Below are 26,032 nucleotides of genomic sequence, written 5' to 3' on the forward strand. Positions count from 1 at the left end.
GAGCCGGGCCGCGAACGGGACATGCTCGGTCTCGCTTCGCTCGAAACCGGTGGTTGAGCTGGTGTGGGCGCGTGGGGTGGTCAACGCGGGATCAAGGTGGATGCTGGTGCCTTGGGCACCGGGCCCTGCGCGGTGTCGCTTCGCTCAGGCTCGGGGTGAAGTGGTTGCGTCGGCCGTAGTGGCGCCGATTCGAGTTCGCAATCGGTCGGTGGCGGGCCTAGTGCTGATGCGGCCCGCTCGGACCGATCCGAGCCTGTTTGTCGAAGGCGGCGACGGAGGGCACGAGCGGTTCTCCCTGCTCGCGCCTCGCCGAAATCTCGCCGCTGGACTGGTCGCGTTTCGGCTCGGCTTACTTCCGCGCGCTGCTCATCGTGCTGGGATCTTGCCGCTACCGTGGCCCAGCACTCGCCGTGGATTCGTCTGCGACGCGGATATGGGCCGGTCGGTTGTCAGCGGTCGAGGCGGCTGCGGAGGGTGGCGGTGGTGAATTCGGTGGCGGCTACGCGGAGACGGTGGTGGCGGGGGACCGCGGCGCGGTGGTCGAAGACGGCGTAGTCGCTGCGTTCGATGTGGTGCAGGATGTCGGAGTAGAGGGTGGCCGCGGTGCGGATGGCGGGGCGTACCCGGGGTTCGAGCAGGTCGATGCCGGGTTCGGCGCGGCGGTAGAGATCCCGGTTGACCGCGATCAGGTGGGCGAGAGCCCGGCGGACGCGCGGATCGGTCCGGCCGGTGCGCCGGCACTCGAACAGCAGGTCGTCGTCGACACCGAACGCGGTGAGCGCATCGGCGGGCAGGTAGACCCGGTCTCGGTCGAGATCCTCCGCGACGTCGCGCAGGAAGTTGGTGAGCTGGAACGCTTCGCCCAGCGCGGCGGCGGCGGGTCCGGCCTCCGACACCGGCACGACCGTGCCGAGCACCGGTAGCAGCTGCAACCCGATCGCGGCCGCGGAGCCGCGCGTGTAGTCGCGCAACTCGGCCATGGTGGCGTAGCGGTTACGGAAGGACGGGGCATCGGGCGCGTCCATGCGCATGGAATCCAGGAACGTCCAGAAGTGCTGTTCGGCGATGTCGTAGCGGTGGATGGTGTGGGTGACGGCGGCGAGCACGAGGGCGCGCGGCAGTGGCCCCGCTTCCCGGCTTCGTTCGTGCTCCTGGTTCGGGCCGGAAGGCAGCGGCGCACCGCTGCGGGTCGCGCCGGTGTCCGATCCCAGCGCGGCCCGCAGGTCCCGCTCGATCCGGTCGAGTTCGGTGACCGGGTCGCTGTCGTGCCCGGAGGTAGGGCGGCCCGTCCGGTCGACGACGTCGTCCACCATGCGCGCGAACGCGTACAGCGCGTGAACGGCGGGCCGTCGCTCGGCCGACAGCAGTCGGGTGGCGAGGAAGTAGGTGCGGCCGTGCGTCGCGGCGATCTGCCTGCACTCGCGGTAGGCGAGCGGAAGCAGGGCAGAACTCGGTAACCGGGCTTCGGTCATGGGGCGGCGGGCGTGGCGGCAACCTCGCCGGGCGTGGCCGCGACCGTGCTCGGCGGCGTGGTGCGCAGGCGCAGCGGGTCCACCGTGCGCAGCGACAGCGCCGCGACGCTCGCGGCGAAGGTGGCGGCGGCGACGTGCCAGAAGTTGTACAGGCCGATCGAACCGTCCGGCTGGAAGACGAGCATCAGCCAGGTGCACACGCCGACCAGCGCCATCAGCGTCGTGGTGGACAGCGCGAACCCGGCGGCCAGCGCCAGCGGCCACGAGTAGTACCAGGGCAGCGCGGCGGGGGACAGGATGACGATCGCGACGAACGCGATCAGGATGCCCAGCACCGCCTCCCGCTCGCTGTGCCGGAACCGCCACCAGGTCAGGGCGAGCACGGCGACCAGGGCCAGCGCGCACATCGCGCGGGTGACCTCGAGCACCGATTCCAGCCGCAGCGGGGTTATCCAGGTGATCCCGTGCGCCATCACGGTCGGCAGCGACAGCCAGTTGATGATCTTCTTCGACCCGGACAACGCGGTCAGCCAGCCGATGCCGACGCCTGCGATGGCCGAGGCGGCGACGAACACCACCGCGAACACGCTCAGACCGAGCCCGGCGATCTTGCCGAACATGAGCGCGGGATGCGGCATGTCCTCGGTCGGCTCGGCGGCGTCGCCCGGCTGTTCGCTCGCGGGCAGGTGCGCCGGATCGCGTCCGACCCGCTGGGCGGCGCGGCGTTCGCGCTCGTGCAGCATCCAGATCCAGACCAGGAACGGCAGCGCCACGCCCGCGGTCGCCTTGATGGCGACGCCGATCGCGACGACCACGATGCCCGCCACATGGTGGCGCTCCAGCACCAGCGCGATGCCCGCGCACATCAGGCCGACCATCAGCATCTCGTTGTGCACGCCGCCGATCAGGTGGATCAGCACCAGCGGGTTGAGCACCGCCAGCCACAGCGCGACGGTCGGCTTGCCGCCGAGGTGCTTGGTCAGATACGGCACCGCCCACATCATCAGCACCAGGCCGGGCAGCATGACCAGCCGCATCGCGATGGTGCCCGCCACCACGTTGTCGCCGGTCACGGCGGTGATCGCGCGGCCGAGCAGCAGGAAGACCGGGCCGTAGGGCGCGGTGGTGGTGGTCCACACCGGGCTGACGTTGTCCAGCAGCACACCGGGATTCGCGACGGGTCCGACCTGGTACGGGTCGAAGCCGTCGCGCAGCAGCGCGCCTTGGGCGAGGTAGGAGTAGGCGTCGCGGCTGAACATCGGCACGGCGAACAGCAGCGGTGCGATCCAGATGCCGACGATGGCGCGCAGTTCGTTGAGCGACACCTCGGCGCCGGTCCGGTCGCCGGTGCCGATCGTGGCACGCCCGAGGCGGACCCAGGCGGTGACCATGAGCAGCACACCAATCCAGATGCAGATGGTCGACAGCGCGTAACCGTGCCCGAACCGCAGCCAGGACAGATGCATGGCCTCGAGCAGCGGGTCGCGCTTGCGCACGCTGCCCGCGCCGAAGCCGCCGAACATGATCATGACCGCGCCGAAGAAACCGAGCAGGGCGGCATGGCCTTCCGGGCTTCTGGCGAAGTCGGCGCAGGTGCGCATCCACCACAGGAAACCGCGGGGGGTGGCCGATTCGCGACGTGCGGAGGCGGGCGACGAGGGACGGGTGTCACCGGCGGAGGGGGCCTCTGCGGTGCGCGTTTCGGGGGATGCCATCTGGTGTCGGTCCCCCCGAGTGGTCGGCGGTCGCAACCGCGAGCGAATAGGTCGGCGCTTAGTTTACGGCGTCGTCTCGAACACTATCCGGCTGGTGCGCGGGGTCGCACGCGAAGTGCGCCCGAGCTCGCCCGCGATGCGGTTTGCCGCCAGTTTTCCGGATAACAGGGCCGTCGGCACGCCCACACCCGGAGTGGTGCCGCAACCGGCGATAACCACGTTGTCGCTGGAGCGCGGGAAATTGCTCGTCCGAAAGGGGCCGGTCTGCCGGAAGAGGTGTGCCGCGGAGAACGGTGTGCCCGCCAGCATGCCGCGGTCGAGCCATGTCCGGGGCGTGTCGAGCCGGTCGACGGCGAAGTGCTCGGCGATGCCCCGGTAGCCGCGCGCTTCCAGCACGGTGAGCAGCTCGCGGAGGTAGGCGGGGCCCAGACGCGGCCAGTCCAGCGGCGCCGCCGCGAGATTCGGGCACGGCGCGAGCAAGGAGAACGGCTCGTGGCGTCCGTCGCCGCGTTCGATGAACTGGCTCGGATCGGTCAGGGCGGGCCGGGTCAGCAGCAGCGAAGGGTCGCTCATCAGCTTGCCGCGGCCGCGGCGGGCGGTGATCTCGCTGAACGTCCGGTCCCAGGCCCGGCCGAACTCGATGGTGTGGTGCGCCTGCACCGGCCACCGCGCCGCGACCACGGCGGGGACGGTGCCGTGCGCGACGACCGCCGACGGCGAGGCGCGCAGCCCGCGCCGGGGTCGCACACCGAAACGGTCGAGCGAGCCGAGGTCGGCGGTGAGCACGAGGGCGTCGCAGTCGAACGAGCGCCCGTCGGCGGTGCGGGCGCACCGGGCCCGCCTACCCGCGTAATCGATCCCGACCACCTCGGTGTTCAGTTCCAATGTGCCGCCCGCTTCGGTGAACGCGTGCGCCAGCGCCGCGGCGATCGCGCGCATACCGCCCTCGGGGGAATAGACGCCCAGCGACGTGTCCATGTGCGGTATCGCGCCGTAGACGGCGAGCGCCTGCGCGGGCGGCATCCCCGCGTAGAGGGCCTGGAAGGTGAACAGGCGCGCCAGGCGTGGATCCCGCAGGAACCGGCGCACCCGAGGGCCGAGTCTGCCGAAACCACCGAGACGTGCCAGTTCGACCAGAGCGCGGCGCTTCTCGGGGAGGCGCACCATATCCAGCGGCGAATCGAAGTTGGTGTCCATGAATTCGGTGAACTCGGCCGCGTAGACCCGCGCCAGCCATGCGCGCAGGCGCAGGTATCCGCGTGCCTCGGCCGGGCCGCAGGTCCGCTCGACCTCCGCGGCCATCGCGTCCGGATCGGCGAAGACCCTGATCTCGGCGCCGTCGGCGAACCTGGCGTGATAGCCCGGCGCCAGCCGGTGGATGCGCAGCGGGGGTTCGCAGGTCTCCGGGGCGCGGCCGACGGCGGCGAGCGCGTCGGTGATCAGTTCGGGCAGGGTGAGGACGGTGGCGCCGGAATCGATGTCGTAGTCGGCGCCCTGGTAGCGCCCTACCCGGCCGCCGGGGTGGTCGGCCCGTTCGAGCAGGGTGACGGTGTGACCGGCGCCGGTCAGGTGGAGGGCGGCCGACAGTCCGGCCAGTCCGGCGCCGACCACCACGACGCGATCGGTCGGTCCCGCAACGGTTCTCATCCGATTCGCCTCCTCGCCGTGGCGCCCGAAGTCGTGCTCACGCCGCGCGCTCGGTCGCGGCCAGCGCCATCGCGCGCAGCCGTTCCTTGGCCACCGGCGTCGCAGGCCCGGCCTCGATGGCGGCCAGACCCCTGTCGGTGAGTTCGCCGATCCGGCGCTCCACCTCGTCGACCGCGCCCAGTTGGATCAGCAGCGCACGCAGCCGCTGCACCTGCTCGGCGCTCAGGTCGGTGCCGATGCTCGAACGCAGCAGTGCGGCCGCGGCGGTGTCGGTCTCGTCCGCGCGGCGCAGCGCCTCGGCCAGCAGCACGGTGCGCTTGCCTTCACGCAGGTCGTCGCCGGAGGGCTTGCCGGTGACCGCCGGATCGCCGAACACGCCGAGCAGGTCGTCGCGCAGCTGGAAGGCGATCCCGATGGCGGTGCCGAACCCGCGGTAGGCCTCGATCAACTGCTGGTCGGCGGCGGCGATCGCGGCGCCGAGGTGCAGCGGGCGTTCGACGGTGTAGGCGGCGGTCTTGTAGCGGTTGATCCGCAACGCGGCCTCGACCGATTCGTCGCCGCCCGCCTCGCCGTTGATGTCGAGCAGCTGACCGCCGAGCACCTCGGTGCGCATGTCGGCCCATACCGGGGCGAACCGGGCGATGGCCGCGGGAGCCAGCCCGGACGCGTGCACCATGTCATCGGCCCAGGACAGCGCCAGATCGCCGACGAGGATGGCCACGCTGGCGCCGAAGTGCGCCGAGTCGCCCGCCCAGCCGCGGTCGCGGTGGCGCTGTTCGAAGTCGACGTGCACGGTGGGGAAGCGGCGACGGGTGCGGGAGGAGTCGATGATGTCGTCGTGGATCAGCGCGCAGGCCTGGACGAGTTCGAGCGCGGAACAGGCGGTGAGCACCGCGGCGGCCTCGGGTGCGTGCGGATCGCCGCCCGCGCCGAGCCAGCCGGTCCACGCGAACGCGGGCCTGGTGCGTTTCCCGCCGCGCAGCACGAACTGCTCGAGCGCGTCGGTGGCCTCGACGAAGACCGGGCCGAGGTGCTCGGTCGTCGGGCGGCGGGTGGCGAAGAAACTGGTCAGGGCGTCTTCCACGGCGGTGACGAAGGCGGGGGTGCCCGGCTGCGGCACCGCGGGACGCGGCGTCTGAGTACCGGTTGCGGCGGACAGAGGAGCCTCCAAGGTCGTGCGGATGGTGGACGCACGGGGTCGCGGAGGGTGCCCGGGCGCTGCGGGTGATTCGGGGCCGAGCGGGGAACGGTCGCGCGTGTCGCTCGGCGTGGCGAACATGTCGCTCGATGCGAAGAATACGCGGGGCGTCCGAACGACCCGACGGGGCCGCCACCGGCCACCTCTACACTGAACCGGTGACTTTCGACAACGTGCGGGGCAGCTCGACCCCTGGCCGGCCGTCCCGGACGCACCCGAACGTCTCTGGAACACCCTCGGTAGTACAGAGTCTGCGGGCTCACGCGGGGCATGCTGTGCCGTTCTCCGTGGAGTTCAATCCGCCTCGCGACGCCGCCGCCGAGGCGCGGCTGTGGCGCGCCGTGCGGCAGTTCGAGTGCATGCACCCCGCGTTCGTGTCGATGACCTACGGCGCGGGTGGTTCCACTCGCGATCGCACCGTCCGGGTGACCGGGGAGCTGGCGCAGGAGACGACGCTGCTGCCGGTTGCGCACCTGACCGCGGTGGAGCACAGCGTCGCCGAGCTGCGCTCGCTGGTCGGCGCGTACGCCGATTCCGGAATACGCAACATCCTGGTGCTGCGCGGCGACCCGCCGGGTGACCCGCTGGGGGAGTGGCACAAGCACCCGCAGGGCGTCTCCTACGCCGAGGAGCTGGTGCGCATCGTGCGCGACCTCGGTGATTTCCACGTCGGCGTGGCATCGTTCCCGCAGGGCCACCACCGCTCGCCGGACCTGGCGACCGACACCGCTTACCTCGCCGCGAAACTACGCGCGGGAGCGGAGTATTCGATCACCCAGATGTTCTTCGACGTCGAGCACTACCTGCGCTTGCGGGATCGGCTCGCGGCGCTGGACCCGATCGAGGGCGCCAAGCCGATCATCCCGGAGCTGATGCCGATCACGTCGCTGCGCACGGTGCAGCGCGCCGAGGAGCTGTGCGGCAGGCCGCTGCCCGACTCGGTCATGCGGCGGCTGCGCGCGGCGGCGGGCGACGGCGGTGTGGAGAACGCCGCGGCGGTGCGCGCGGCCGGCATCGAGATCGCCACCGAGATCGCCCAGCGGCTGATCGGCGAGGGCGCGCCGTGCCTGCACTTCATCACGCTCAATTTCGCCAAGGCGACCAGCGAGGTACTGACCAACCTCGGTTACGGCGTCACGGCCGACCCGGTCGGCGTCTGAGTCCTCCCGCCGCTCTGAGCAGGGTGGGCGCTACGTGTGCGTCACCGGCTGCTCCGCGACGCGAACGGCGGCTGCCCGGCTCGGATGGCGCGTTCGAAGGTCGGTGCGGGCGAGCCACACCGGCGGGCACCGTGGTGGCGTCGGTGACCTCCGGCCCCGCGGGCCGGTGCGCACGAGGCCACGTATCGGCGCCGGGTCAGGCCGCGCGGGCCGCACGCAGCCCCCATGCCTCGGCGAGCAACCGATGCGATTCCAATCGATCGGCGTGCCGATGGGTGATCGTGGTCACCAGCAGTTCGTCCGCTCCGCTGACGCGTTGCAGCGCGGATAGCCGCTCCACGACGGTGCCCGGTGACCCCACGAACTGGGTGGCGAGGCGATCGTCGACCAGGCGCCGCTGCTCCGCGGTGAGCGGTGCGACGGTCGCCGGATCGGGATAGTCGGCCGCGCCCGCGCCGCTGCGGATGCTGTGCACCCAGTGGCCGTAGCTCGCGGACAGCCGCCGTGCGGTCGCGTCGTCGGGGGCCACGACCACATCGGCGGAGATCACCACGTACGGCTCGGCCAGCTCGGCGGACGGGCGAAACGCCGCGCGATACGCCTCGATCGCGTCCAGTGCGGTGCCCGGCGAGACGTGATAGGCCGCGGCGAACGGCAACCCCAGCCGTCCCGCCAGTTCCGCGCTCTCGCCCGCGGTGCTGCCGAACAGCCACAATCGCACCCGCGCGCCCTCGCCGGGAACCGCGTGCAGCGCAACGCCTTCCGGGCTGACGAAGGTGCCGTCCAGCAGGGCGCGCACCTCGTCGACCTGCTCGGCGAAGTCCAGCGGCTGGGCGCCTTGTTGCTGGAGCGCGCCCACCGCGGCGACGAACTTGGACCGGTCCAGGATGCGGCCAGGGTCGAACGGCGGTGGAACGACCACGCCGTCCCGGACCTCGGTGCGCCCGGTTACGGTGTCGACCACCGGCTTGCCGCGCGTGGGTCGCGCGGCTTCCGCCCCGAACTGGCCGCGCCGATGACCCGACCGGCCCAGACCCAGGTCCAGCCGGTCCGGGTACAGCGCGTCGATCGTGCCGAACGCCTCCACGATCGAGGCCGAGGTGTGATGACCCACCTGCACCGCCGCCGAACCCACCCGGATGCGATCGGTGGCCGCCGCGACCAACCCGATCAGGGTGATCGAGGAGGAACTGGCCACCGAGACGAAGTGGTGTTCGGCCAGCCAATACCGGTGATAGCCCCACTGTTCGGCGTGCTGGGCCAGATCGACGGTGTTGCGCAGCGCCTGCTGCGCCGTCGAGCCCGCGCTGATCGGGGACAGGTCGAGGATCGAGAGGGGAACGAACCGGCCGCTCATGCCGCACGTCCCTGCCGCGGATCCTGCTCGCCCGCCTCGATGGCCACGCGCAGCCGGTTCTGCGCGGGCGCTACCGGGCAGGTCGCGAAATCGGTGAAGGCGCATGGCAGATTCGCCGCGCGGTTGAAGTCCAGCACCACTGTGCCGTCCGCCTCCGGTGTGCCCACGGTCAGCGAGCGCGCCGCCGGGTAGGTCGTCACACCGCTCGTCGCGTCGGTGAACAACACCCGCAGGTTGTCCCGGTCGCCGAACGCGACGACGCGTTCGGTCACCTCGCCGATGCGGAATTCGATGGTGCCCGCGGCGCTGTGGTGGTGCTCGAGGCCCTCGATCACGGCGCCGGTGATCACGGTCCGCTGCTGCTCGAACGGCGTGAAGCGCCCGGAGACCACCCAGCGCGGATCGGGCCGGTAGGCCGGGATGCCGTCGAAGGTCAACAGGGCGGGCGAGGCGGGGTCGTGCACCCGGACGGCGTAGCGACCCGTGCGACGGATCACCTCGAGCACCCGCCGCTCCTGCCGGACATGCAGGCCGGGCGCCCCTTCCGCGGGCGTGACGATCTGTACGCCCGCGATGCCGAGCCCGTCGTATTCCAGCCGGTCGGCGGGCTGGGCGGTGATGAACACCTTCTCGTCGGTGACCCACCAGGTGCCGGGCACGTCCAGCAGCCGTTCGGGGCGGTCGGTGAGCCAGTGCAGCCCGGTCAGGCCGAGGAAGCCGAGCGGGTCGCGCAGTTGGTCTTCCCGCGCGTGGTGCCAGTGCGCCCACTCGGTCTCGAAAACGGTGGTGATGCTCGTGGTCATGACGCTTTGGCTCCTTCGTGGGCGGTGGTGCGACGGTGGGGATGGCGCAGGCCGAGGTGGTCGCGCAAGGTGGCTCCGGCGTACTCGGTGCGGAAGCTGCCGCGTTCCTGGAGTTCCGGGACGACCCGGTCGACGAATTCGTCCAGGCCGTGCGGGGTGAGGTGCGGGACGAGGATGAATCCGTCCGCGGCGTCGGACTGCACGTAGGTGTCGATCTGCTCGGCGACCGCCGCCGGCGTGCCGACGAACTGCTGGCGCGCGGTGACCTCGATGATCAACTCCCGGATGCTGAGCCCTTCGGCTTCGGCTCTGGCCCGCCAGGCTTCGGCGACCGCGCGGGGATCCTTGGCGTGGCGCACGCGGCCGCGGGTGATGTTCGCGTCGTCGACGGGCTCGACGTCGGGCAGCGGTCCGTCCGGGTCGTAGCCGGACAGATCCCGGCCCCAGACCTGTTCGAGGAAGGCGATCGCGGTCTGCGGGCCGACTTGCTGGAGGCGGATGTGCCTGGCGCGTTCCTGTGCCTCGGCCTCGGTGTCGCCGAGGACGAAAGTGGCGGCGGGGAGGATCTTCAACTCGTCCGGGGTGCGACCGTATTTGGCCAGGCGGCCCTTCACGTCCGCGTAGAAACGCTGCCCGTCCTCGAGGGTGCCGTGGCCGGTGAAGATCGCGTCGGCCGTGGCCGCGCCGAATTCCCGGCCGTCGTCGGAGTCGCCCGCCTGCAACAGCACCGGGTGGCCCTGCGGGCTCGGCGGCAGCACGAATCGGGCGGCGATGTCGAACTGTGTTCCGCGATGGCGGGTTTCGGGGACTTCCCGGGCGAACACTCCGGCCTCCCGGTCGACGACCAGGGAGTCCGCGGCCCAGCTGTCCCACAGCGCCCGGGTCACCTCGACGGTCTCGGCCGCTCGCTGGTAGCGCTTGCTGTGCTCGAGATAGCCGCCGCGCCGGAAGTTCTCGCCGGTGAAGGCGTCGGAGGAGGTGACGACGTTCCAGGCCGCACGCCCGCCGGAGAGGTGGTCGAGCGAGGCGAATTGCTTGGCCAGCTCGAACGGTTCGTTGTAGGTGCTGTTGATAGTGCCCGCCAGCCCGAGCTTCTCGGTCACCGCGGCCAGCGCGTTGAGCACGGTGAAGGTGTCCGGCCTGCCCACGACGTCGAGATCGTGGATGCGCCCGCGGTGTTCGCGCAGCCGCAGCCCTTCGGCGAGGAAGAAGAAGTCGAACAGGCCGCGCTCGGCGGTGCGCGCCAGATGCTCGAACGACGCGAAATCGATCTGGCTGCCCGACTCGGGGTCGCTCCAGACGGTGGTGTTGTTCACGCCCGGGAAGTGGGCGGCGAGATGGACGGGCTTGCGAGGCTTGTTGGTCACGACGGCGGCCCTTCCGTGCTGGTGGCGTAGCGGCCGGCCGGCCGGGGCAGACCGAGACGAGCACGTAATGTGCTGGTGGACAGAGGCTTCTGATCGAGCGCGGACAGTTGGCGTACGGCGGCGGGGAGCGCGAGAGGCCGCAGGACGACGCCGTCGGCGGCCTCGGCGCTGTCCACGGCCGCGAGCACCTCGCGCAGTGTCTCGGCGGTCCCGAGGTGGCGCAGGGTGCTGGGTGCGGGGGCGACAACCGGGTCGGCCCAGCTGTCGAGGGTGCGCAGTTCCGCGTGTGCCGCGTCCGTGGAGTCCGCCAGATGGATGTCGAGATCCAGCAGCACGTGCACGCTGTCGGGATCGCGTCCCGCGGCCGCCAGCGCCGCACGCAACCCGGTGCGCCGTGCTCGCGCCGCGTCGAGATCGTCCGCGCTGATCCGAATCAGGTCGGCGCGGCGCAGCGCGACCTCGGCATCGGCCGCGCCGTCGGCGCGCACCGCGACGATCGGGCGGCCCTGGGGCGAGCGCGGGGTGATCGAGGGCCCCTTCACCGCGAAGTTGTCTCCGATGAAGTCGATGTAGTGCAACTTGTCCCGGTCGATGAAGCGGCCGGTCGAGACGTCACGGATCTCCGCGTCGTCCTCCCAGCTGTCCCACAGCCGGGTGACGACCTCGATCGCCTCGTCGGCCTCGTGCCACAGCGCGGGCGCGGCCTGCGCCGGTTTGCGCCCGAACGCCCGCGCCTGCTCGTCTCCTTCGGAGACGGTGACCTCCCAGCCCGCCCGGCCGAGCGCGGCGAAGTCCAAGCTCTGGATCGCCTTGGCCAGATGGAACGGTTCGGTGTGGGTGACCGGCGCCTGGGGGATCAATCCGACGCGGTGTGTGGCGGCGGCGACGCGGGCGGCGATCGCGACCGCGTCCAGCCTGCCGCGGGTGGTGCCGGGGCCGCCGGGCTGCAAGCCGAACGAGTCGGGCAGGAATACCGCGTCGAGACCTGCCTGTTCGGCCGCGACGATCACCTCGACCCAGTACCGCCCGGTGAACAGGTCCTCCGCGCGCGAGTCGGCACGCCGCCAGGACGCGGGGTGCGCGCCGGTCCCCGCCGCTTCGACGGCGAGGAAGAAGCCGGAGTGCGCCATCAGGCCGTGCCCTCCGCGTCGATCTGCTGCCGCAGCGCCGGGTGGGTCCCGGATCCGGCGACATCGGGTCCCAGCAACAACGCCTGCTGCCACAGTGCGGCGCGCATGCCACGCGAGGACCGGACCGCGCGACGGTCGCGCTCGGCGCGGACCGGGGCGACGGCGTGCACGCGAGGGTTGCCGGAGGTATCGGCGGCACGCGGGGCACGCAGGCGGGTGCGCCACCAGCGGGCCGGATCGATTGCGAAGGCGGCCGGGATGTCCGGCGCGGCGGGCGGTTCGGCGTCGGTGGCGGCCGGTTTCCGGTTGAAGGCGGAATACACCATCAGGGCGATCCTTTTCGGTCGGTGCCACCACGGCTTGTGACCGGTGGTGGGCTCCGGTGAGCGGGGAGGGGTGATTGCGCAGGACGCGACGGCGGGTTCCGGGCGGCTGCGGCACGGGGTCCAGCGCTGCCGCTTGAGCACGCGGCTGTGGCGGTAGGTCGGCCCCGGCATCACGACACGGCTTTCGCGACGGCGGGTGCCGGAATGGCCGACAACAGCTCGCGGGTGTACTCGTGCCGGGGATTGCCGAATATCTCCGCGGTGCGGCCGGTTTCGACGATGCGGCCGTGCCGCAGCACCGCGACGTGGTCGCTGATGCGGCGCACCACCGCCAGATCGTGCGAGATGAACAGGTAGCTCAGCGACAGCTCGGCTTGCAGGCGGTCCAGTAGTTCGAGGATCTGCGCCTGCACCGAGGCGTCCAGCGCGGAGACCGGTTCGTCGAGCACCAGCAACTCCGGATGCAGTGCCAGTGCCCTGGCGATGGCGACGCGCTGACGCTGTCCGCCGGACAGCTCGGCAGGCCTGCGCTCGGCGTAGCCGGAAGGGAGCGCGACTTGCGTGAGCAACTCCGCCACCCGGTCGCGCCGCTGTGCGCGGTTCCCGATCCCGAACGCGCGCAATGGTTCTTCGATGATCGCGCCCACCCGCCAGCGTGGGTCCAGTGAGGCGTAGGGGTTCTGATACACCACCTGGAAGCGCTTGCGCAGCGCGCGCAGTCGCGACCCGCGGGCCTTCGACAGCGGCTGCCCGTCGAAGGTGACCTCGCCGCGATCGGCTTCGGTGAGCCGCAACGCGATCCGCGCGGTAGTGGACTTGCCCGATCCGGATTCGCCGACCAGCGACAGGGTCTCGCCGCGGCCGAGTTCGAAGCCGACCCCGGCCACCGCGGTCACGCTGTCGCCTCCGTGTGCCCGGAAGGTCTTGTGCACCTCGCGCAAGACCAGCAGCGGCTCGCCGTCGCGTGGCTTGGGCTCGCGGTAGCCACCGGGCGGAGCGAGGCCGGGCGATGCGGCGAGCAGACGCTTGGTGTACGGGTGGCGCGGCGCGGCCAGCAGTCCGGCGGTCGGACCGCTCTCCACCACCTCGCCGCCGTTGAGCACGACGAGCCGATCGGCGCGTTCGGCGGCGACGGCCAGATCGTGGGTGATCAGCAGCACCGCCGTGCCGCGCGCCGCGATCTGCTCGGCGAGCCGGTCGAGTACCCGGCGCGCGACGGTCGCGTCGAGCGCGCTGGTCGGTTCGTCGGCGATGACCAGGTCCGGTGCGCAGGCCAGCGCCGCGGCGATCAGTACCCGCTGGCGCTGCCCGCCGGACAGCTCGTGCGGGTACTGACCGGCCCGCAGCTGCGGCCGATCCAGTCCGGCGTCGGCCAGCAGGTCGATCGCCCGCGCCCGCGCGGCCTTGCGGTCGGCCATCCCGTGCACCAGCAGTGCTTCGGCCACTTGGTCGCCGACGCGCCGGACGGGGTTCAGCGACAGCCCTGGGTCCTGCGGGACGAAACCGATGCGAGCTCCGCGCAGCCGTCGCAGGGCGCGTTCGGATCCGGTGTCGACCAGGGCGCCGTCGAAGGTCACGGTCCCCTCGGTGATCTCGGCGTTCGCCCCGAGCAGGCCGATCACGGCGTGGGCGAGCGTGGACTTGCCTGAGCCGGATTCGCCGACCAGCGCCACCACCTCGCCGCGGGCCACGGTGAGCGACACACCGTCCAACGCGGTGGCCGCGCCGGTCCGGGACCGGTAACGAACTCGCAGGTCCTCGACGTGCAGCAGCGGAGCTGCCGGGGCGTTCACGCGTGTTCTCCCTTCCCGATCGCGCGTCCGAGGCGCTGGGCGGCGAGCACGACGGCGATGATGACGAACCCGGGCAGGGTGGTCATCCACCACGCGGTCGCGAGGTAGTTGCGGCCTTCCGAGATCAGCGTGCCCCATTCGGGGGTCGGTGGCTTCGCGCCGTAACCGAGGAAGCTCAGCGCCGACACGGCCAGCACCGCCATGCCGAATTCGACCGCGGCCAAGGCGAGTACGGGCTGGTAGGAATTGGGCAGCACGTGCCTGGCCAGTACCGTGTACCAGCGCACACCCGCGGCGTTGGCCGCCTCCACGTACACCGCCTGCCGGACCCGCAGCACTTCCGATCGCATCACCCGCGCGAAGTTGGCCACCAGCGAAACACCCACCGCGATCGCCACGTTGCCGGTGCCGAAGCCGAGCGCGGTGACCAGCGCGAGCGACAACAGCAGCGCGGGCACCGACAGCAGCACATCGACCAGCCGCATGACGACGGCGTCGACCACGCCGCCGATCGCGCCGGACAGTAGCCCGAGCAGCGACCCGGCGACGAGTGCGATGCCGACGGCGGCCAGAGTGGCGGTCAGCGAGAGACCGGCGCCGTGCACCGTTCGGGTGTAGAGATCGCGCCCGAGATTGTCGGTGCCGAACCAGTGCGCGGCACTGGGGCCCTGGAATTTCTGGGCGGGCACGCCGGTCAGCGGGTCGCCGCCGGCGAAGACCGACGGCGCCAGCGCCCATCCCACGGCGAGCAGTGCGACCGCGCCCGCGACCAGCAGTCCGGCATTGCCGCGCAGCCACTCCCAGCTCACGGCCGGGCGCCGCAGCCAGGGCAGCACCGCTGCGCGTCCGTCTTCGATGACGTCAACCACGAGTTTTCACCTCCTCGGCCGGCGGCGCGCCGAGCGCGAGTCCGGCGGCGGTACGAATGACGTAAGCGGCTTCAGGCACGGATGATCGCCTCCTCGGCGGCGTCGACGGCGGTCTGCTCGGACCGGCTGCCCACGGCGCGGGAGCGGGCGGCGATGCGCGGATCGAGCAGCGGATACAGCAGATCCACCGCGAGATTGACGCTGACGAACACCACCGAGGTGAGCAGCACGATGCCCTGCACCACCGGGATGTCCTGCGCCAGCACCGCGGTCTGGGTCAGCCGCCCGACGCCTTGGCGGGCGAAAACCGTCTCCACCACCACCGATCCGGCGAGCATGTTGCCCACCAGCACTCCCGCGATGGTGAACGCGGGCACACTGGCCGGGCGCAGCACGTGCGTGCGCTGCACCCACCAGCGTGATCCGCCCTTGGCCAGGGCCACGTCGACGAACGGCTGACGCCAGGTCGTCTCCAGCCCGGCGGTGAGCACCTGCGCGATGACCGCGCCGATCGGCAGCGCCAGGGTGAGCGCGGGCAGCACCGTGCCCGCGAACCCGTGCCCGCCGAACGCGGGCGCCAGCCGCAGCTGGAACGAGAACACCTGCAGCAGCAGCAGTCCGGTCCAGAAGGTGGGCACCGAGACACCCAGCGACGGCAGCGCGGCCAAGGCGTTGCGCAGCCACGGCCGACGGCTCTGAGACGCCGCGAACGCCAGCGCGACGCCACCGATGACCGCGAAGAACAGCGCGGTGCCGGTCAATGCGAGCGTGGCGGGCAGCGCGTCACCGATCGCGCCCGTGACCGGCTGCCCGGTGGCGATGGAGTGCCCGAGATCGCCGCGCACGGCATGCCCGAGCGCGGTCCAATACTGCTCCCACAGCGGCCGATCCAGCCCGTAGCGGGCCTGCAATTCGGCGATGGCGGCCTTGTCCACCGGCGTGCCCGAGCCGCCGCCGTCGGCCGCGATCGAGACCGGGTCGGCGGGCAGCAGGTACAGCACCACGAACGACAGCGTGAACGCCGCCCACAGCACCCAGATCGCCTGCAATGCCCGCAGGACCAGATAGCGCGCCACGACTATCGTCCGCTCAGCCAGGTGTCGAAGAACTGCAACCGCGCCGAGGCCTCGAACTTCAGATCCTGCGTGTTCGCACCCGCCCCGATCGCCTGGGACAGCTCGACGGTCGGGATCAGCAGCCCGGCGTCGAGCACCTGCTCCTGCGCGGTTCGGATGAGCCCGTTGCGGGTCGGAGTGTCGAGGGTGGCAACCTGTCCGTTCAGTGCGTCGTCCAAGGAGGGGATGGGGCCGCGGGAATTGAGATTGCGCCCTTCCAGACCGAAGGAGGTGCGCAGGATGTCGCCGTCGGCGCGGGTGGTGTTGCCGTAGAAGGTGTCGAAGTCCTTGGTGTTCTGCCGTGCCGTGGTCTCCGCCACCGACACCAGGTCCAGTTTCAGCTCGACGCCGACCTGCCGCAGCTGCTGCTGCACCAGTTCGAGGATCGCCTGGTTGCCCGCGAAGACCTGGCTGAACAGCACCGAGAACGTCAACCGCGCACCGTTGTTCGTCCGGATGCCGTCCGGGCCGGGCGCCCAGCCGGCCTGGTCGAGGATGGTGCGCGCCTTCGCCGGGTCGTGGGCCAGGCGCGTCGACAGGTCGGTGTAACCGGGTGTGGTGCTGGCCAGCGTGCTGGTGGCGGGCTTGAACTTCGGGCCGAGCACGGTGTCCACCAGTTGCCTGCGATCGAGGGCGGGCAGCAGCGCCCGGCGCACCGCCGGATCGCGCAGCGGTCCGCGGGTGACGTTCACCTGCAAGCCGAACGGCACACCAGGGTTGGCGGTGCTGAGCACCCGGCCGCCCGCCGCCTCGATCTGCGGAGCGTCCTGCGGCAGCGCGTCGCTGATCGCGTCCAGCTGTCCGGAGGCGAGACTGCCGGTGCGCACGCCGGATTCGGGCACCACGGTGAACTCGATCTTGTCCAGGTAGGCCTCGCCGCGATGGGCGAACACCGCCGAACCCCAGTGGTAGCCGGTGCGCTTGGCCAGCGTCGCGGACGAGTCCTGGCGATAGGCCGCGTAGGTGAACGGCCCGCTGCCGACGTTGTCGCCGAGGCAGCGCTGCTCGGCCGGCTTCGCCGTGGTCGCGTCGGCCAGGATGCCGAGCTGGGCGGTCGAGGACGCCTGTAGGAATTGGGCGTTGGGTTTGCTGAACTCGACCCGTGCGGTGAGCCGGTCGACGGCGGTGGTGCCCACGTAGCCGGTGAGGTAGCTGCTGCCCAAGGGCGCCTTGCCCGAGCCGAGCTGCACGACCGAATCGAACGTGTTGCGCACCGAGTCGGCGGTGAGCGGCGTGCCGTCGCTGAAGGTGACGCCGTCGACGAGGCGGAAGGTGAAGACCTTCGCGTCGGGGGTCGCCTCCCAGCTCTGCGCCAGCCACGGCTTCAGCTCGCCGGTGGTCGGATCCTGGTCGGTCAGCGAATCCACGATCTGCCGGGCCACGTACAACGTCTGGTTGGTGCCTGCCTGGGCCGGGTCCGAGCAGGTCGGCGCCTGGGACAGGCCGTAGCGCAGGGTGCCGCCCGGACGGGGCGGGCCCGCGTCGCCGCCGGGCGCGGCCGAATCACTGCCGCAGGCGGCCACGGTGGTGGCCGCGGCGAGCGCGCCGGCCAGCGCGACGATTCGGTGACGGGTTCGGATCACGAGGCGACTCCAGATACGTCGAGGCGGGCGAGCTGCTCGCGCGGGTGGGGAAAGGCATCGGCGACACCGATCGCCAACGGTCGGCCGGGCATACGGCGGCACTGCTGCGTCATCGGCTCAGCGCTTCTCGGGCAGGCCGGGTGGATTGATTCGAGATTCGGTGACCGCTTCGTTGCGCAGGCCCCAGCGGTCGATCACCTGCTGGTAGGCGCCGTGCTCTAGGGGCGTAGGCCAGCGCGTGCTGCACGGCGGTGATCAGCCCGTTGTCCTTCTTGGTGAGCACCGCGATCTCACCTTGCAGCGCCTCGCCCGCACCGGAGAAGGTGCCCACGATCTTGGTCTGCTTCGCGGTGGCCGCGTGGTAGATCGCGGTCGGGTTGGGGCCGAGATAGCCGTCCAGCCGCTGTGAGGCCAGCGCCAGGTAGTAGTCGGTGACCTGCTGGAAGTAGGCGATGTCGATCGGCGCCAGCCCGTCGGCCCGGTTCTGCTCGTTCCACTTGACCAGCAGTTGCAACTGATTGGTGCCGCTGCCGACGCCGTTCGACAGCCGGGCGACCGCGAGCGCGGTGCCGAGCAGAAAGCCCAGCGCCGTGCCCCAGATGGTCAGCTCCACGGTGACCCGCAACGCCGACAGCACCGAATTCGCGGTGACGTATCGCGCGAACGTCGGCCAGTCCCAGCCCGGATTGGTCGCCAGCCCGTGCACGAACTGGGCGAGCAGGATCAGTGCGGCGGCACCGACCACCCAGCGCCAGGGATGCCGGGTCTCGGCCACAGGCGGCGTCGTGCCGGAATCGGCGGATTCCGGCGCGGGGGCGAGTGCGCCGGTCGGGACCGGTTCACGCGGCGCGACGGTTTCGGGTGCGGCGGCGTCGGGTGCGGTGGACGCACTCATGACGGGTCCTCGATGATCACTTCGATTCCTCCATCGGTCCCGGCGGAAGCACCCGCACCCGGTGGCCGGGGGGTTGCTGCGACGTCGACGAGCCAGGTCTCTCGGTCGCTCTGGATGGTTGGCGCCGACCCCCTGTCAACCGATGTCAGGGGCAAGCCGAATCATGATGCCCAGCAGGAGAAGGCTGGAACAAGAGAAGTAATCACCGTGAGCGTAGATCTTGTCTACGCGGATAGATCGGGTTCTTGTAGTAACCAGGCGTGCGCTGCTGCGCTGCTGTGCCGAGGGCGGTGCGAGCCTGTCACGTCCTCGCGGATGGGCGTTCGCGCCGTATACCGGCGGCCGGATGCAGCATACGACTATCGCCAGGGCTGGAAACGCGAGTCGGCCACGCGGAGGCCAGTTTCGGGCAAACAAGACTCGCCATGAAATTGCTGTACGCAATCTGTGCTGTTGGAGCCGTTTGCCGGAGTACTGTGCCCCTCGATCGTTCCGCCGATGAGGAGGATAAGTGACCATATTGCGCCGTCTGACCCAGTTGTCCGCTGTCGCGACCGGTTCGGTCGCCCTCGTGCTCGCCGGGCCGGGTGCCGCGTTCGCGGCTCCGGAGGCCACGATTCCCGCGTTCTCCGATCTTTCCGCGCCGATCGCCGCCCCCGGTGACCTGTTCGGCGCTTACCAAACCGCGCTCGACGCGCTGCGCGCGCTCGGTATCCAGCCGTTCGCGTACCCGAGCGCGTCGGCGTTCTGCCTCGACAACACCACCGCCGGTCTGGCGCCCGCGGTGGCGGGCGCCATTCCCGGGCCGTGGCCGAAGAACACCGTGCAGCTTCCCGGCCTGGACCTCAGCGCCGTCAAGGCCGGGCAGGCCATGTTCACCTTCGTGCCCTACGGCCTCGGACCGGACGGCGCGAATACCGCGGGGATGCAGGTGGCCTGGCTCAACCTGAGCAACGGACGCAGCGGAACGGCCGCCATGGGTCCGCTGCCCGAAGTCGCCCGCGCGATGATCCCCGCGGCCGTTCCAGCGGACCTGCGGGCCGGTGCCGAGCAGGCGATCCGCGACTTCCTCTTCGCGGCCCTTCCGATGGGCGGGGTGCGCGCGGTCCCGGTGGACACCGGCAAGGGCACCGTTCTCGCCGCGGTGTTCGGCACGGTCCAGAACGGCGCCAAGTCCTGCTTCTTCCTGCCGACGGTCGGAATCACCGCGGTCCCATGATGTCGCGGCCGTCGCGGCGCGGTGCCGTTCCGGTGAGCGAGCGCCCCTTCCAGTGCGCCGTGCCGCGGCGGCGGGCCCGGTGGGAACGCGCCCACAGCAGCAGATACGCCGCCACCGACACCGGATGCGCGAGGGCGGCCAGCACATCCGAGCGTCCCAGCGGGCCGCCGGTTTCGGTCGAGCGGGCCAGCAGTCGCCCGGCGACGGCGGCGAGCCAGCCGATCGCGCCCGTCCGGCGAACCGCGCCCCGGCCGAGCACCGCGGCCACGGGTGGTACCCAATAGGCAAAGGCGGCAACAGATCCCACCGCCGCTCCGCCCGTGACCGTGCCGTCGTAGGCCGACCAAAGCCAGCGAGTGTAGCCCGCGTCCAGTTCGGCGGCGCCGCGATACATCCTGGTGCGGGCCAGCTCTCCCGCGGCCACCAGAACGGTGGCGTGACCGGCTCGCCGCAACGTGCGGGCGATGTCGAGGTCCTCGGTGACGCTCCCGGCCACGGCCGTGTGGCCGCCGACCGCACGGTACGCGGCATTGTCGAACACGAGGAACTGGCCGCAGGCCACCGCCGTAGCGGGCCGCAGACTTCGTTCGGCCACGCCGATCGGCAGTGTCGAAGCCCACGACCAGCACAGCAGGGGCTGCACCACGGCCTCCGCCACGGAATCGGCCACTTGCAGGGGCCACGGCGAGACCAGCGCGGCTCCACGTCTGCGCAGCGCGCCGACCGCCGCGGCGAGCGCGGTCGGGGCCAGCCGCACGTCGGCGTCCAGGAAGATCAGCACCGGCGTCGACACCTCCTCCGCCAGCCGGACACAGGCGGCGGCCTTCCCGGTCCAGCCGGCGACCGGATCGGACTCGGTGCGCAGCAGGGTGAAACGCGGGTCGTCGCCGATCGCCGCTCGGGCGGCAGCGCCGGTGTCGTCGGTGGACGCGTCGTCCAGGATGCGTACCACCAGGCGCGCAACGCCGACCTGGGCGCGCAGGTCGCTGATCAGGGCGGGTAGCCGGTCGGCCTCGTTGCGCGCCGGGACGCAGACGGTGACCGGTTCGATCACCGTCGTGGGGGCGTTCGTCAACCGGTGCACGGTGATCCGGTTGTATAGCGCGATGCCCGCGCCGAGCGCCGCCACCGCGGTGGCGAAGGTCGGCAGGATCGAGTTCGCGCGCAACGTCTTCGGCAGGTCGGCACTCACCATGCGGGCCACGCTATCGCGGCGCACCGGCCTGCCGCTCAGCGATTCTGCGTCACCGAGCGCCACCAGCGGTTCAGGGAGAAGCCGACTTCCGGCGCGCCGGGCGGTGCGGGATTGCGGTCCATGTACGCCATCGCCGCGACGATGGCGGCCACCGCGAGCGTGATGCCGCCCGCGATGCCCGCCCAGCCCGCGAACGAGCGGGTGTTCGGGTCGGCGTAGCTGACCTCGGCCTGCGGCCTGGAGACTTCGCCGGGCGGCAGTTTCCAGGAGACGACGTTGTCGCCCTCGCGGCTGCCGTTGGTCTTGGCGACGCGGGCCGGGAACGCGATGGTCAACTGCACGTCCGAGCCGTGCGGCGGCAGAGATTTCAGATCGACCCGCCCGCTCAGGCTGACCAGGTCGCCGGTGCGCTGGAACTGCAACTGGAACATGCCCTGGGTCTGCTCGGACAGCTGGCCGAGCTGCTGCACATCACCGAAGGACAGGTCCTCGAAGAACACCTGGCTGCCGGTGTAGCCGTCCTGGGCGTACGGCTCCACCCGCAACTTGGCCGCCAGCGTCTCGGGCGCCTTCAACTGCGGGCCCTTGTCCCCGGCATCGGCGGGCACCACGGCGGCGACGATCCGGCCGGACACCCGGTCGTTGGACGAGACTCCCATCGAGACCTGCACCCGCAGGCAGCCCGCGAGCATCGGCACCAGCATCGCCGCGAGCAGGACCACCGACGCGACACGCACGCCGCGGCGTGGGGCCCGCCGCTGCGGGAGGTCCGGGGCATCGGGCTTCGTGAGGACGGGACTCGGCTGCACGGGTGACATCGTGCCAGGCCGACGGCCCGGAATGAAACGCGACAGTCGCAGCGCGCGTCGGCGCGCCGGGCACGGAATGCGGCTCCGGGTCAGCGGCGCGCGCGAGCCAGGGCGACCAGCAGGGGAACGCCCAGCAGGCCCATACCGGCGAACCCGTATCCGGCGGAAGACGGAAGATCGAGGAACACCGCGTGGGCCAGCGCCGACCCGAGCCAGGTCCACAGGAACAAGGCCACCGGAACGACGAGCGCGATCGCGCGGCCGTACGTCCGCGGCGGCCGCACCGGAGCCGGCGCCGCGAGCTCCCAGACGGCGAGCACCGCACCCATCACGAGCGCGACGCCGAACCAGCCCAGATAGTTCGTCAGCGGGATCCAGTCCAGCCCGGGTAGTCCGGAGCGGGTGTCACACCAGGTCCACTGTCCGTCGGCCACCATCTGCGGATCGAGGAACAGATCCCAGCCCACCGCGCCGGCCGCCGTCCATACGATTCGGGCGACCGTGTGCCGCGCGAGCATTCCGGCCGCCACCCACACCGGATACATCCCGCCGGTCCAGGCCAGCGGGATGATCAACGGCACCTCGAGCAAGGCCGGTCCGAGCCGGTCGGTCGCGTACTCGTAGCAGCCGAACGGTATGCCGGTCGCGGTACCGATCACCTCGGCCGTGAGCCCGATGCCGGAGACGATGGTCAGAAAGCCGACGGCATAGCGCAATCCTCTGGTCGCCGACGCGTGCGCCAGCGCGGCGCCGGTGGAGAGCAGGACGATGGCGACGGTGACATGGTCGCGCGCACCGCCCGTGGTCAGCGGATATCCGATCTGCGCGACGATCGTCAGCGGCACGAGGACGGCGGGCAGGAGAAGTTTTTTCGGGCGATACCGGGACAGCGGGTCCGCGGAGTGTTCGGGCGCGGTGCCTTCCGCCGGGGCATGCGGCCGGTCGCCCGCGTCCGTCATCGTCGTAGCCACCGGGACAGCCCGCGCCGGTGCAGGTCGCGTAGCGCGAGGGCGGCGGCCGTGCGGCCGCTGGCGCCGGAGACGCCGCCGCCGGGATGGGTGGACGCGCCCGTCAGATACAGCCCCCGCGCACCGGGCACCCGCTGCCCCGCCAGCTCGGGCAGCGGTCGCCACAGCATCATCTGGTCCAGCGACATCTCCACGTGCATGACGTTGCCGCCGACGAGCCCCAGTTCGCGCTCCAGGTCCACCGGCGTCTGCACGTACCTGTGCAGCACCGTCTCCGCGAAACCGGGTGCGTACGAATCCACTTCGGTGATGATCCGGTCGCCCTCCTGCCGCGCGAGGTCGGCCCAGTCGGCGCCGGAGGCAAGGCGGTACGGGTGCCACTGCGCCCACAGCGACAGCTGATGCTCACCGGGCGGCGCGATGGTCGGGTCGAGAGCGCTGAAGCTCATGGCCAGGACCACCGGTCGTGGCGGTAGGTCCCCGGCCAGGGCCGCACCGTGCGCCCGGCGCAGCTGCGCGCGGTCGGACACCAGGAATTGCAGGCCGTGAGCGGAATGATCGACCGGGCTGCCGGAGTAGCGGGGCAGCGCCGACGTGGCGGCTCGCACCACCATCCCGATCCCGGGACCGACGCGGATGCGCCTGCGCCAGTCGTCGAGCACCGCGCCGTCGAAGCCACCCTCGCGGAGCAGCTCCAGCGTGGTCAGCACATGGCAGCCCGCGATCACCATGTCCGCGCGCAGGTCTCGGCCCGAAGCGGTGCGCACCCGCCAGCGGTCCCCGTCGCGGCGCAGCGCGGACGCCGCGTCACCCGCGGTCACCACCCCGCCGTCGGAGCGCAGCCGCGTCACCAAAGCCGTGGTCAGCGCCCCGCTGCCGCCGATCGCGCGCCCCGGCGGCAGGGTGTGCATGAGCGCGGCGAAGCCCACCATCGGCGCCGTGCCCGGCTCCGACATCGGCGGCCCGGACTGCGCGCCGAACCAGGCCAGCGACGCCTTCAACCGTTCGTCCTCGAAGCAGGCGTCCAGCAGCGCGTCGCCGGATTGCAGGAATTCGCGGGAGAGAGCGCTGCCGCCGTCTTTCGCCTCCAGTCCCCAGAACGATCGCATCAGCCGGCCCGGCGTCGGTCCGCCGCCGAAGGCCCGCATCACCCGGGCGCTGCGCGGACCCCACGTCCGCACGAACCCGCGGTAGGCGGCCGCGTCCCGCGGACCGCAAGCCGCCGCGATCGACGCGCAGGTCGCTTCCAGGTCGCGATGGAACACCATGGCCGGACGGCCCGCGTGCGCGGGCGTGAAACCCCAAGGATCGCAGTCGATGTATCGCAGGCCGTAGCGGTCGAGTTCGAGTTCCTCGACGATGCCGGTGTGGCGGATCATGATGTGCGCCGACGAGCCGCGGTCCACCCGATGTCCCGGGAATCGTTCGACCGTCGACACCGCGCCGCCGAGGACGTCGTCGCGTTCGAGCACTTCGACCTCGTGCCCGGCGCGGGCGAGATAACACGCGGCGACCAAGGCGTTGTGGCCCGAGCCGACGACGACCACCGTCACGTGACCCTCACAGCGGCAGCCGCCGGCCGAGGATCGCGAACGGACGGTTGTCGCCGGCGAACACGAAATTCCGGACCACGTCGGTGAATCCCTGCCTGCGGTACAGCCGCCAGGCGCGATTGTCCTCACCGGCGACCTCGGGCGTGGACAGCAGCACGGCGCGCTCGGTGCGGTCGCGCAGCAGCCGTTCCAGCAGTGTGCCGCCGATGCCGCGGCCCTGCGCGGCGGGATGCACATGCAGCTCGGTGAGCTCGAAGTAGTCCGAGAGCAATTCGCGCGCGGAGTGTTCCGGCCAGCCCGAGCGCCGCATTCCGCTGTGCACCTGCTGGTGCCACCACTGGTGGGCGGCGCCGCGATAGCCGTAAGCGATCGCCACGATCGGCGCGTGGCGCAGATCGATCCGGCCGGAGTCGTCGGGCAGCACCGCGGCGACCGCCTGCCAACCGGGCCGGGTGGTGTGCTCGGTCCACATCGGCGCGCGATGGTTCTCGGTCCCGCGCGGATAGTCCATGGCGGCCACGTAGACCGCCAGCGCGTCGTGCAGCCGGGAGCGCAGAGCCGCCACCGAGAGATCGATGACGGCGGGCGCGGGAGTGTGATTGGGCTTGAGGGCGGTCATGGCTCTCGTCGGTCGCGCGGACGCGGAAGTTTGTCGGTGGGCGTCTCTATATTGAAGCTCAATTCAAACGTTCGAATACCTGTTCGGTCCGGGCAGTGCTGGAAAGCGGTGGGGTACCCCGCCTCCAGGACGGGATACGGGCCAAGGTACGCGATGGTGGAGGGACGGCGATGTCTGGTCGAGTGGAACATCCCGGCCGGCCCGGCCGGGCCGGCAAGCTGTTGGAGCGCGCGGACGGGTTGCTCATGCAGGCGGCTGGGGAACGGGATCCGCGGGAGCGGTTCCGCACCGCCTACCTGGCCGCGCTGCGCGGCGCGGGCGCGGTGATCGCGCTCACAGGCGCCGACGCCGCACCTCGGGCTCGCTCGCGCAACGCGTGGGTGCTGATGCAGCGCGCCGCGCCGGAATTCGTGATGTGGGCCGACTACTTCAGCGCGCGCTCGGAGATCCGGGCAGCGCTGGAGGCGGGGCTGGACCGGAATGTCGATGAACACGAGGCGGACGAGTTCTCTTCGCGGGTGGCGGCATTCCTCCACGACGTGGAGGATCTCCTCGCGGCGTCGGCTCGGTTGCGGCCCGCCCCGGGAGTAACCGGCGGCATGACCGCTTAGTTGTCGGCCTGAAGACGGCCTACGTCCGACTGCGCCCATAATCCGACTGCGCCCATAAGGTGGTCTGGCCCTGATCGAACTCGTATCATTGGTGACAGATGGCCGCCAAGGTCGGCTATCTGTCGCCTACCCGGAGGCGACAGCCACGTCCTAGTGCCGGGGGAGGTACCGTGCCACTCTCCGAGCACGAGCAGCGCATGCTCGAACAGATCGAGAGCGCTCTCTATGCTGAGGATCCCAAGTTCGCCTCGTCCGTTCGCGGCGGACGGCTACGTTCGACCTCGAGTCGTCGCAGACTCCAGGCCGCGGCGTTGTTCGTCCTCGGCCTCTTTCTCCTCGTCGCAGGCATCGCAGCGCCCGTGAAGCCCGGCGGCTTCCCGATCATCAGCCTGATCGGGTTCATCGTGATGTTCGGCGCAGGTGTCCTGCTGCTGCTCGGCACCTCCAAGCACGTCGCCAAGAGCGACCGGTCCGGCAGCCAAGCGTCCTCCGGTTCGGGCGGACGGGGCCGGCAGCGGAAATCGGGCGGTTTCTCCGAGCGCATGGAGGATCGCTTCCGGCGGCGGTTCGAGCAGGAATAGCTCGCCCGTAGCCTGACAACTTCAGCACAACCGGCGACGCCGCACCG

General features: G+C 71.2%; 23 protein-coding genes and 1 riboswitch. Of the genes, 4 read left to right on the forward strand and 19 right to left on the reverse strand.

Features of this window, described 5'->3' with window-relative positions:
* Nucleotides 1-449: 449 nt before the first annotated feature.
* The 4 genes from ACFU5M_RS28285 to ACFU5M_RS28300 all read right to left on the reverse strand — a co-directional run bounded on the left by ACFU5M_RS28285 (nt 450) and on the right by ACFU5M_RS28300 (nt 6,005).
* Nucleotides 450-1,472: a phytoene/squalene synthase family protein gene (locus ACFU5M_RS28285; RefSeq protein ID WP_379053941.1), complete on the reverse strand. Its 1,023-nt coding sequence runs from the start codon at nt 1,470-1,472 to the stop codon at nt 450-452.
* Nucleotides 1,469-3,187 (reverse strand): alpha-(1->6)-mannopyranosyltransferase A, encoded by a 1,719-nt coding sequence (locus tag ACFU5M_RS28290; RefSeq protein ID WP_379053942.1) that lies wholly within the window; start codon nt 3,185-3,187, stop codon nt 1,469-1,471. The genes ACFU5M_RS28285 and ACFU5M_RS28290 overlap by 4 nt, the downstream gene beginning before the upstream one ends.
* Nucleotides 3,188-3,250: 63 nt before the next feature.
* Nucleotides 3,251-4,834 (reverse strand): phytoene desaturase family protein, encoded by a 1,584-nt coding sequence (crtI, locus tag ACFU5M_RS28295; RefSeq protein ID WP_379053943.1) that lies wholly within the window; start codon nt 4,832-4,834, stop codon nt 3,251-3,253.
* A 37-nt stretch (nt 4,835-4,871) separates the two neighbouring features.
* Nucleotides 4,872-6,005, reverse strand: a complete 1,134-nt coding sequence (locus tag ACFU5M_RS28300; protein WP_379053944.1) for a polyprenyl synthetase family protein — start codon at nt 6,003-6,005, stop codon at nt 4,872-4,874.
* A gap of 185 nt (nt 6,006-6,190) precedes the next feature.
* On the opposite strand from ACFU5M_RS28300, the gene ACFU5M_RS28305 reads away from it, so the two are divergent.
* The gene (locus ACFU5M_RS28305) at nt 6,191-7,192 is read left to right on the forward strand and encodes a methylenetetrahydrofolate reductase (protein WP_379053945.1); all 1,002 of its coding nucleotides are present in this window, start codon (nt 6,191-6,193) and stop codon (nt 7,190-7,192) included.
* Nucleotides 7,193-7,388: 196 nt separating this feature from the next.
* On the opposite strand, the gene ACFU5M_RS28310 is transcribed toward ACFU5M_RS28305, so the two are convergent.
* From ACFU5M_RS28310 to ACFU5M_RS28355, 10 genes are all read right to left on the reverse strand, one after another.
* On the reverse strand, nt 7,389-8,549 hold the full coding sequence (locus ACFU5M_RS28310) for an LLM class flavin-dependent oxidoreductase (RefSeq protein WP_379053946.1): 1,161 nt from the start codon (nt 8,547-8,549) through the stop codon (nt 7,389-7,391).
* Complete coding sequence (locus ACFU5M_RS28315; protein ID WP_379053947.1) at nt 8,546-9,352, reverse strand: DUF1684 domain-containing protein; 807 nt, start codon at nt 9,350-9,352, stop codon at nt 8,546-8,548. Before ACFU5M_RS28315 ends, ACFU5M_RS28310 begins: the two co-directional genes overlap by 4 nt.
* Nucleotides 9,349-10,719, reverse strand: a complete 1,371-nt coding sequence (locus tag ACFU5M_RS28320) for an NtaA/DmoA family FMN-dependent monooxygenase (protein ID WP_379053948.1) — start codon at nt 10,717-10,719, stop codon at nt 9,349-9,351. The genes ACFU5M_RS28315 and ACFU5M_RS28320 overlap by 4 nt, the downstream gene beginning before the upstream one ends.
* Entirely contained in the window at nt 10,716-11,849 is a 1,134-nt protein-coding gene (locus ACFU5M_RS28325; RefSeq protein WP_379053949.1) for an LLM class flavin-dependent oxidoreductase, read from the reverse strand. Before ACFU5M_RS28325 ends, ACFU5M_RS28320 begins: the two co-directional genes overlap by 4 nt.
* Nucleotides 11,849-12,175: a hypothetical protein gene (locus ACFU5M_RS28330; RefSeq protein WP_379053950.1), complete on the reverse strand. Its 327-nt coding sequence runs from the start codon at nt 12,173-12,175 to the stop codon at nt 11,849-11,851. The genes ACFU5M_RS28325 and ACFU5M_RS28330 overlap by 1 nt, the downstream gene beginning before the upstream one ends.
* A gap of 170 nt (nt 12,176-12,345) precedes the next feature.
* Nucleotides 12,346-13,968: a dipeptide ABC transporter ATP-binding protein gene (locus tag ACFU5M_RS28335; protein ID WP_379053951.1), complete on the reverse strand. Its 1,623-nt coding sequence runs from the start codon at nt 13,966-13,968 to the stop codon at nt 12,346-12,348.
* Nucleotides 13,965-14,777: an ABC transporter permease gene (locus ACFU5M_RS28340; RefSeq protein WP_379053961.1), complete on the reverse strand. Its 813-nt coding sequence runs from the start codon at nt 14,775-14,777 to the stop codon at nt 13,965-13,967. Before ACFU5M_RS28340 ends, ACFU5M_RS28335 begins: the two co-directional genes overlap by 4 nt.
* Nucleotides 14,778-14,908: 131 nt before the next feature.
* Entirely contained in the window at nt 14,909-15,913 is a 1,005-nt protein-coding gene (locus ACFU5M_RS28345) for an ABC transporter permease (RefSeq protein ID WP_379053952.1), read from the reverse strand.
* A 2-nt stretch (nt 15,914-15,915) separates the two neighbouring features.
* Nucleotides 15,916-17,535: an ABC transporter substrate-binding protein gene (locus ACFU5M_RS28350; protein ID WP_379053953.1), complete on the reverse strand. Its 1,620-nt coding sequence runs from the start codon at nt 17,533-17,535 to the stop codon at nt 15,916-15,918.
* Between the two features lie 109 nt (nt 17,536-17,644).
* A complete protein-coding gene (locus ACFU5M_RS28355; RefSeq protein WP_379053954.1) occupies nt 17,645-18,430 on the reverse strand; it encodes a hypothetical protein in 786 nt (261 codons plus the stop codon).
* A 27-nt stretch (nt 18,431-18,457) separates the two neighbouring features.
* A riboswitch (SAM riboswitch) is annotated at nt 18,458-18,551 on the reverse strand.
* A 390-nt stretch (nt 18,552-18,941) separates the two neighbouring features.
* Here ACFU5M_RS28355 and ACFU5M_RS28360 point away from each other — a divergent pair.
* Nucleotides 18,942-19,649: a hypothetical protein gene (locus tag ACFU5M_RS28360; RefSeq protein ID WP_379053955.1), complete on the forward strand. Its 708-nt coding sequence runs from the start codon at nt 18,942-18,944 to the stop codon at nt 19,647-19,649.
* Here ACFU5M_RS28360 and ACFU5M_RS28365 read toward each other — a convergent pair.
* From ACFU5M_RS28365 to ACFU5M_RS28385, 5 genes are all read right to left on the reverse strand, one after another.
* Nucleotides 19,633-20,844: a glycosyltransferase gene (locus ACFU5M_RS28365; protein WP_379053956.1), complete on the reverse strand. Its 1,212-nt coding sequence runs from the start codon at nt 20,842-20,844 to the stop codon at nt 19,633-19,635. The two genes, ACFU5M_RS28360 and ACFU5M_RS28365, sit on opposite strands and share 17 nt — an antisense overlap.
* Nucleotides 20,845-20,879: 35 nt before the next feature.
* A complete protein-coding gene (locus ACFU5M_RS28370; RefSeq protein WP_379053957.1) occupies nt 20,880-21,662 on the reverse strand; it encodes an LppM family (lipo)protein in 783 nt (260 codons plus the stop codon).
* 80 nt (nt 21,663-21,742) lie between these two features.
* On the reverse strand, nt 21,743-22,624 hold the full coding sequence (locus tag ACFU5M_RS28375) for a carotenoid biosynthesis protein (RefSeq protein WP_379053958.1): 882 nt from the start codon (nt 22,622-22,624) through the stop codon (nt 21,743-21,745).
* Nucleotides 22,609-24,174, reverse strand: a complete 1,566-nt coding sequence (locus tag ACFU5M_RS28380) for a phytoene desaturase family protein (protein WP_379053959.1) — start codon at nt 24,172-24,174, stop codon at nt 22,609-22,611. Before ACFU5M_RS28380 ends, ACFU5M_RS28375 begins: the two co-directional genes overlap by 16 nt.
* A gap of 7 nt (nt 24,175-24,181) precedes the next feature.
* Nucleotides 24,182-24,793, reverse strand: coding sequence for a GNAT family N-acetyltransferase (locus tag ACFU5M_RS28385; RefSeq protein WP_379053960.1), 612 nt, complete (start codon nt 24,791-24,793; stop codon nt 24,182-24,184).
* 170 nt (nt 24,794-24,963) lie between these two features.
* Between ACFU5M_RS28385 and ACFU5M_RS28390 the strand changes: the two genes are divergently transcribed.
* Together ACFU5M_RS28390 and ACFU5M_RS28395 are read left to right on the forward strand one after the other, a co-directional pair.
* Nucleotides 24,964-25,404, forward strand: a complete 441-nt coding sequence (locus ACFU5M_RS28390) for an SAV_6107 family HEPN domain-containing protein (protein ID WP_039797092.1) — start codon at nt 24,964-24,966, stop codon at nt 25,402-25,404.
* A gap of 170 nt (nt 25,405-25,574) precedes the next feature.
* On the forward strand, nt 25,575-25,985 hold the full coding sequence (locus ACFU5M_RS28395; protein ID WP_379053962.1) for a DUF3040 domain-containing protein: 411 nt from the start codon (nt 25,575-25,577) through the stop codon (nt 25,983-25,985).
* Nucleotides 25,986-26,032: the final 47 nt, after the last annotated feature.

Origin of the sequence: Nocardia sp. NPDC057455, from assembly GCF_042802775.1 — a bacterium.
Classification (GTDB): Bacteria; Actinomycetota; Actinomycetes; order Mycobacteriales; family Mycobacteriaceae; genus Nocardia.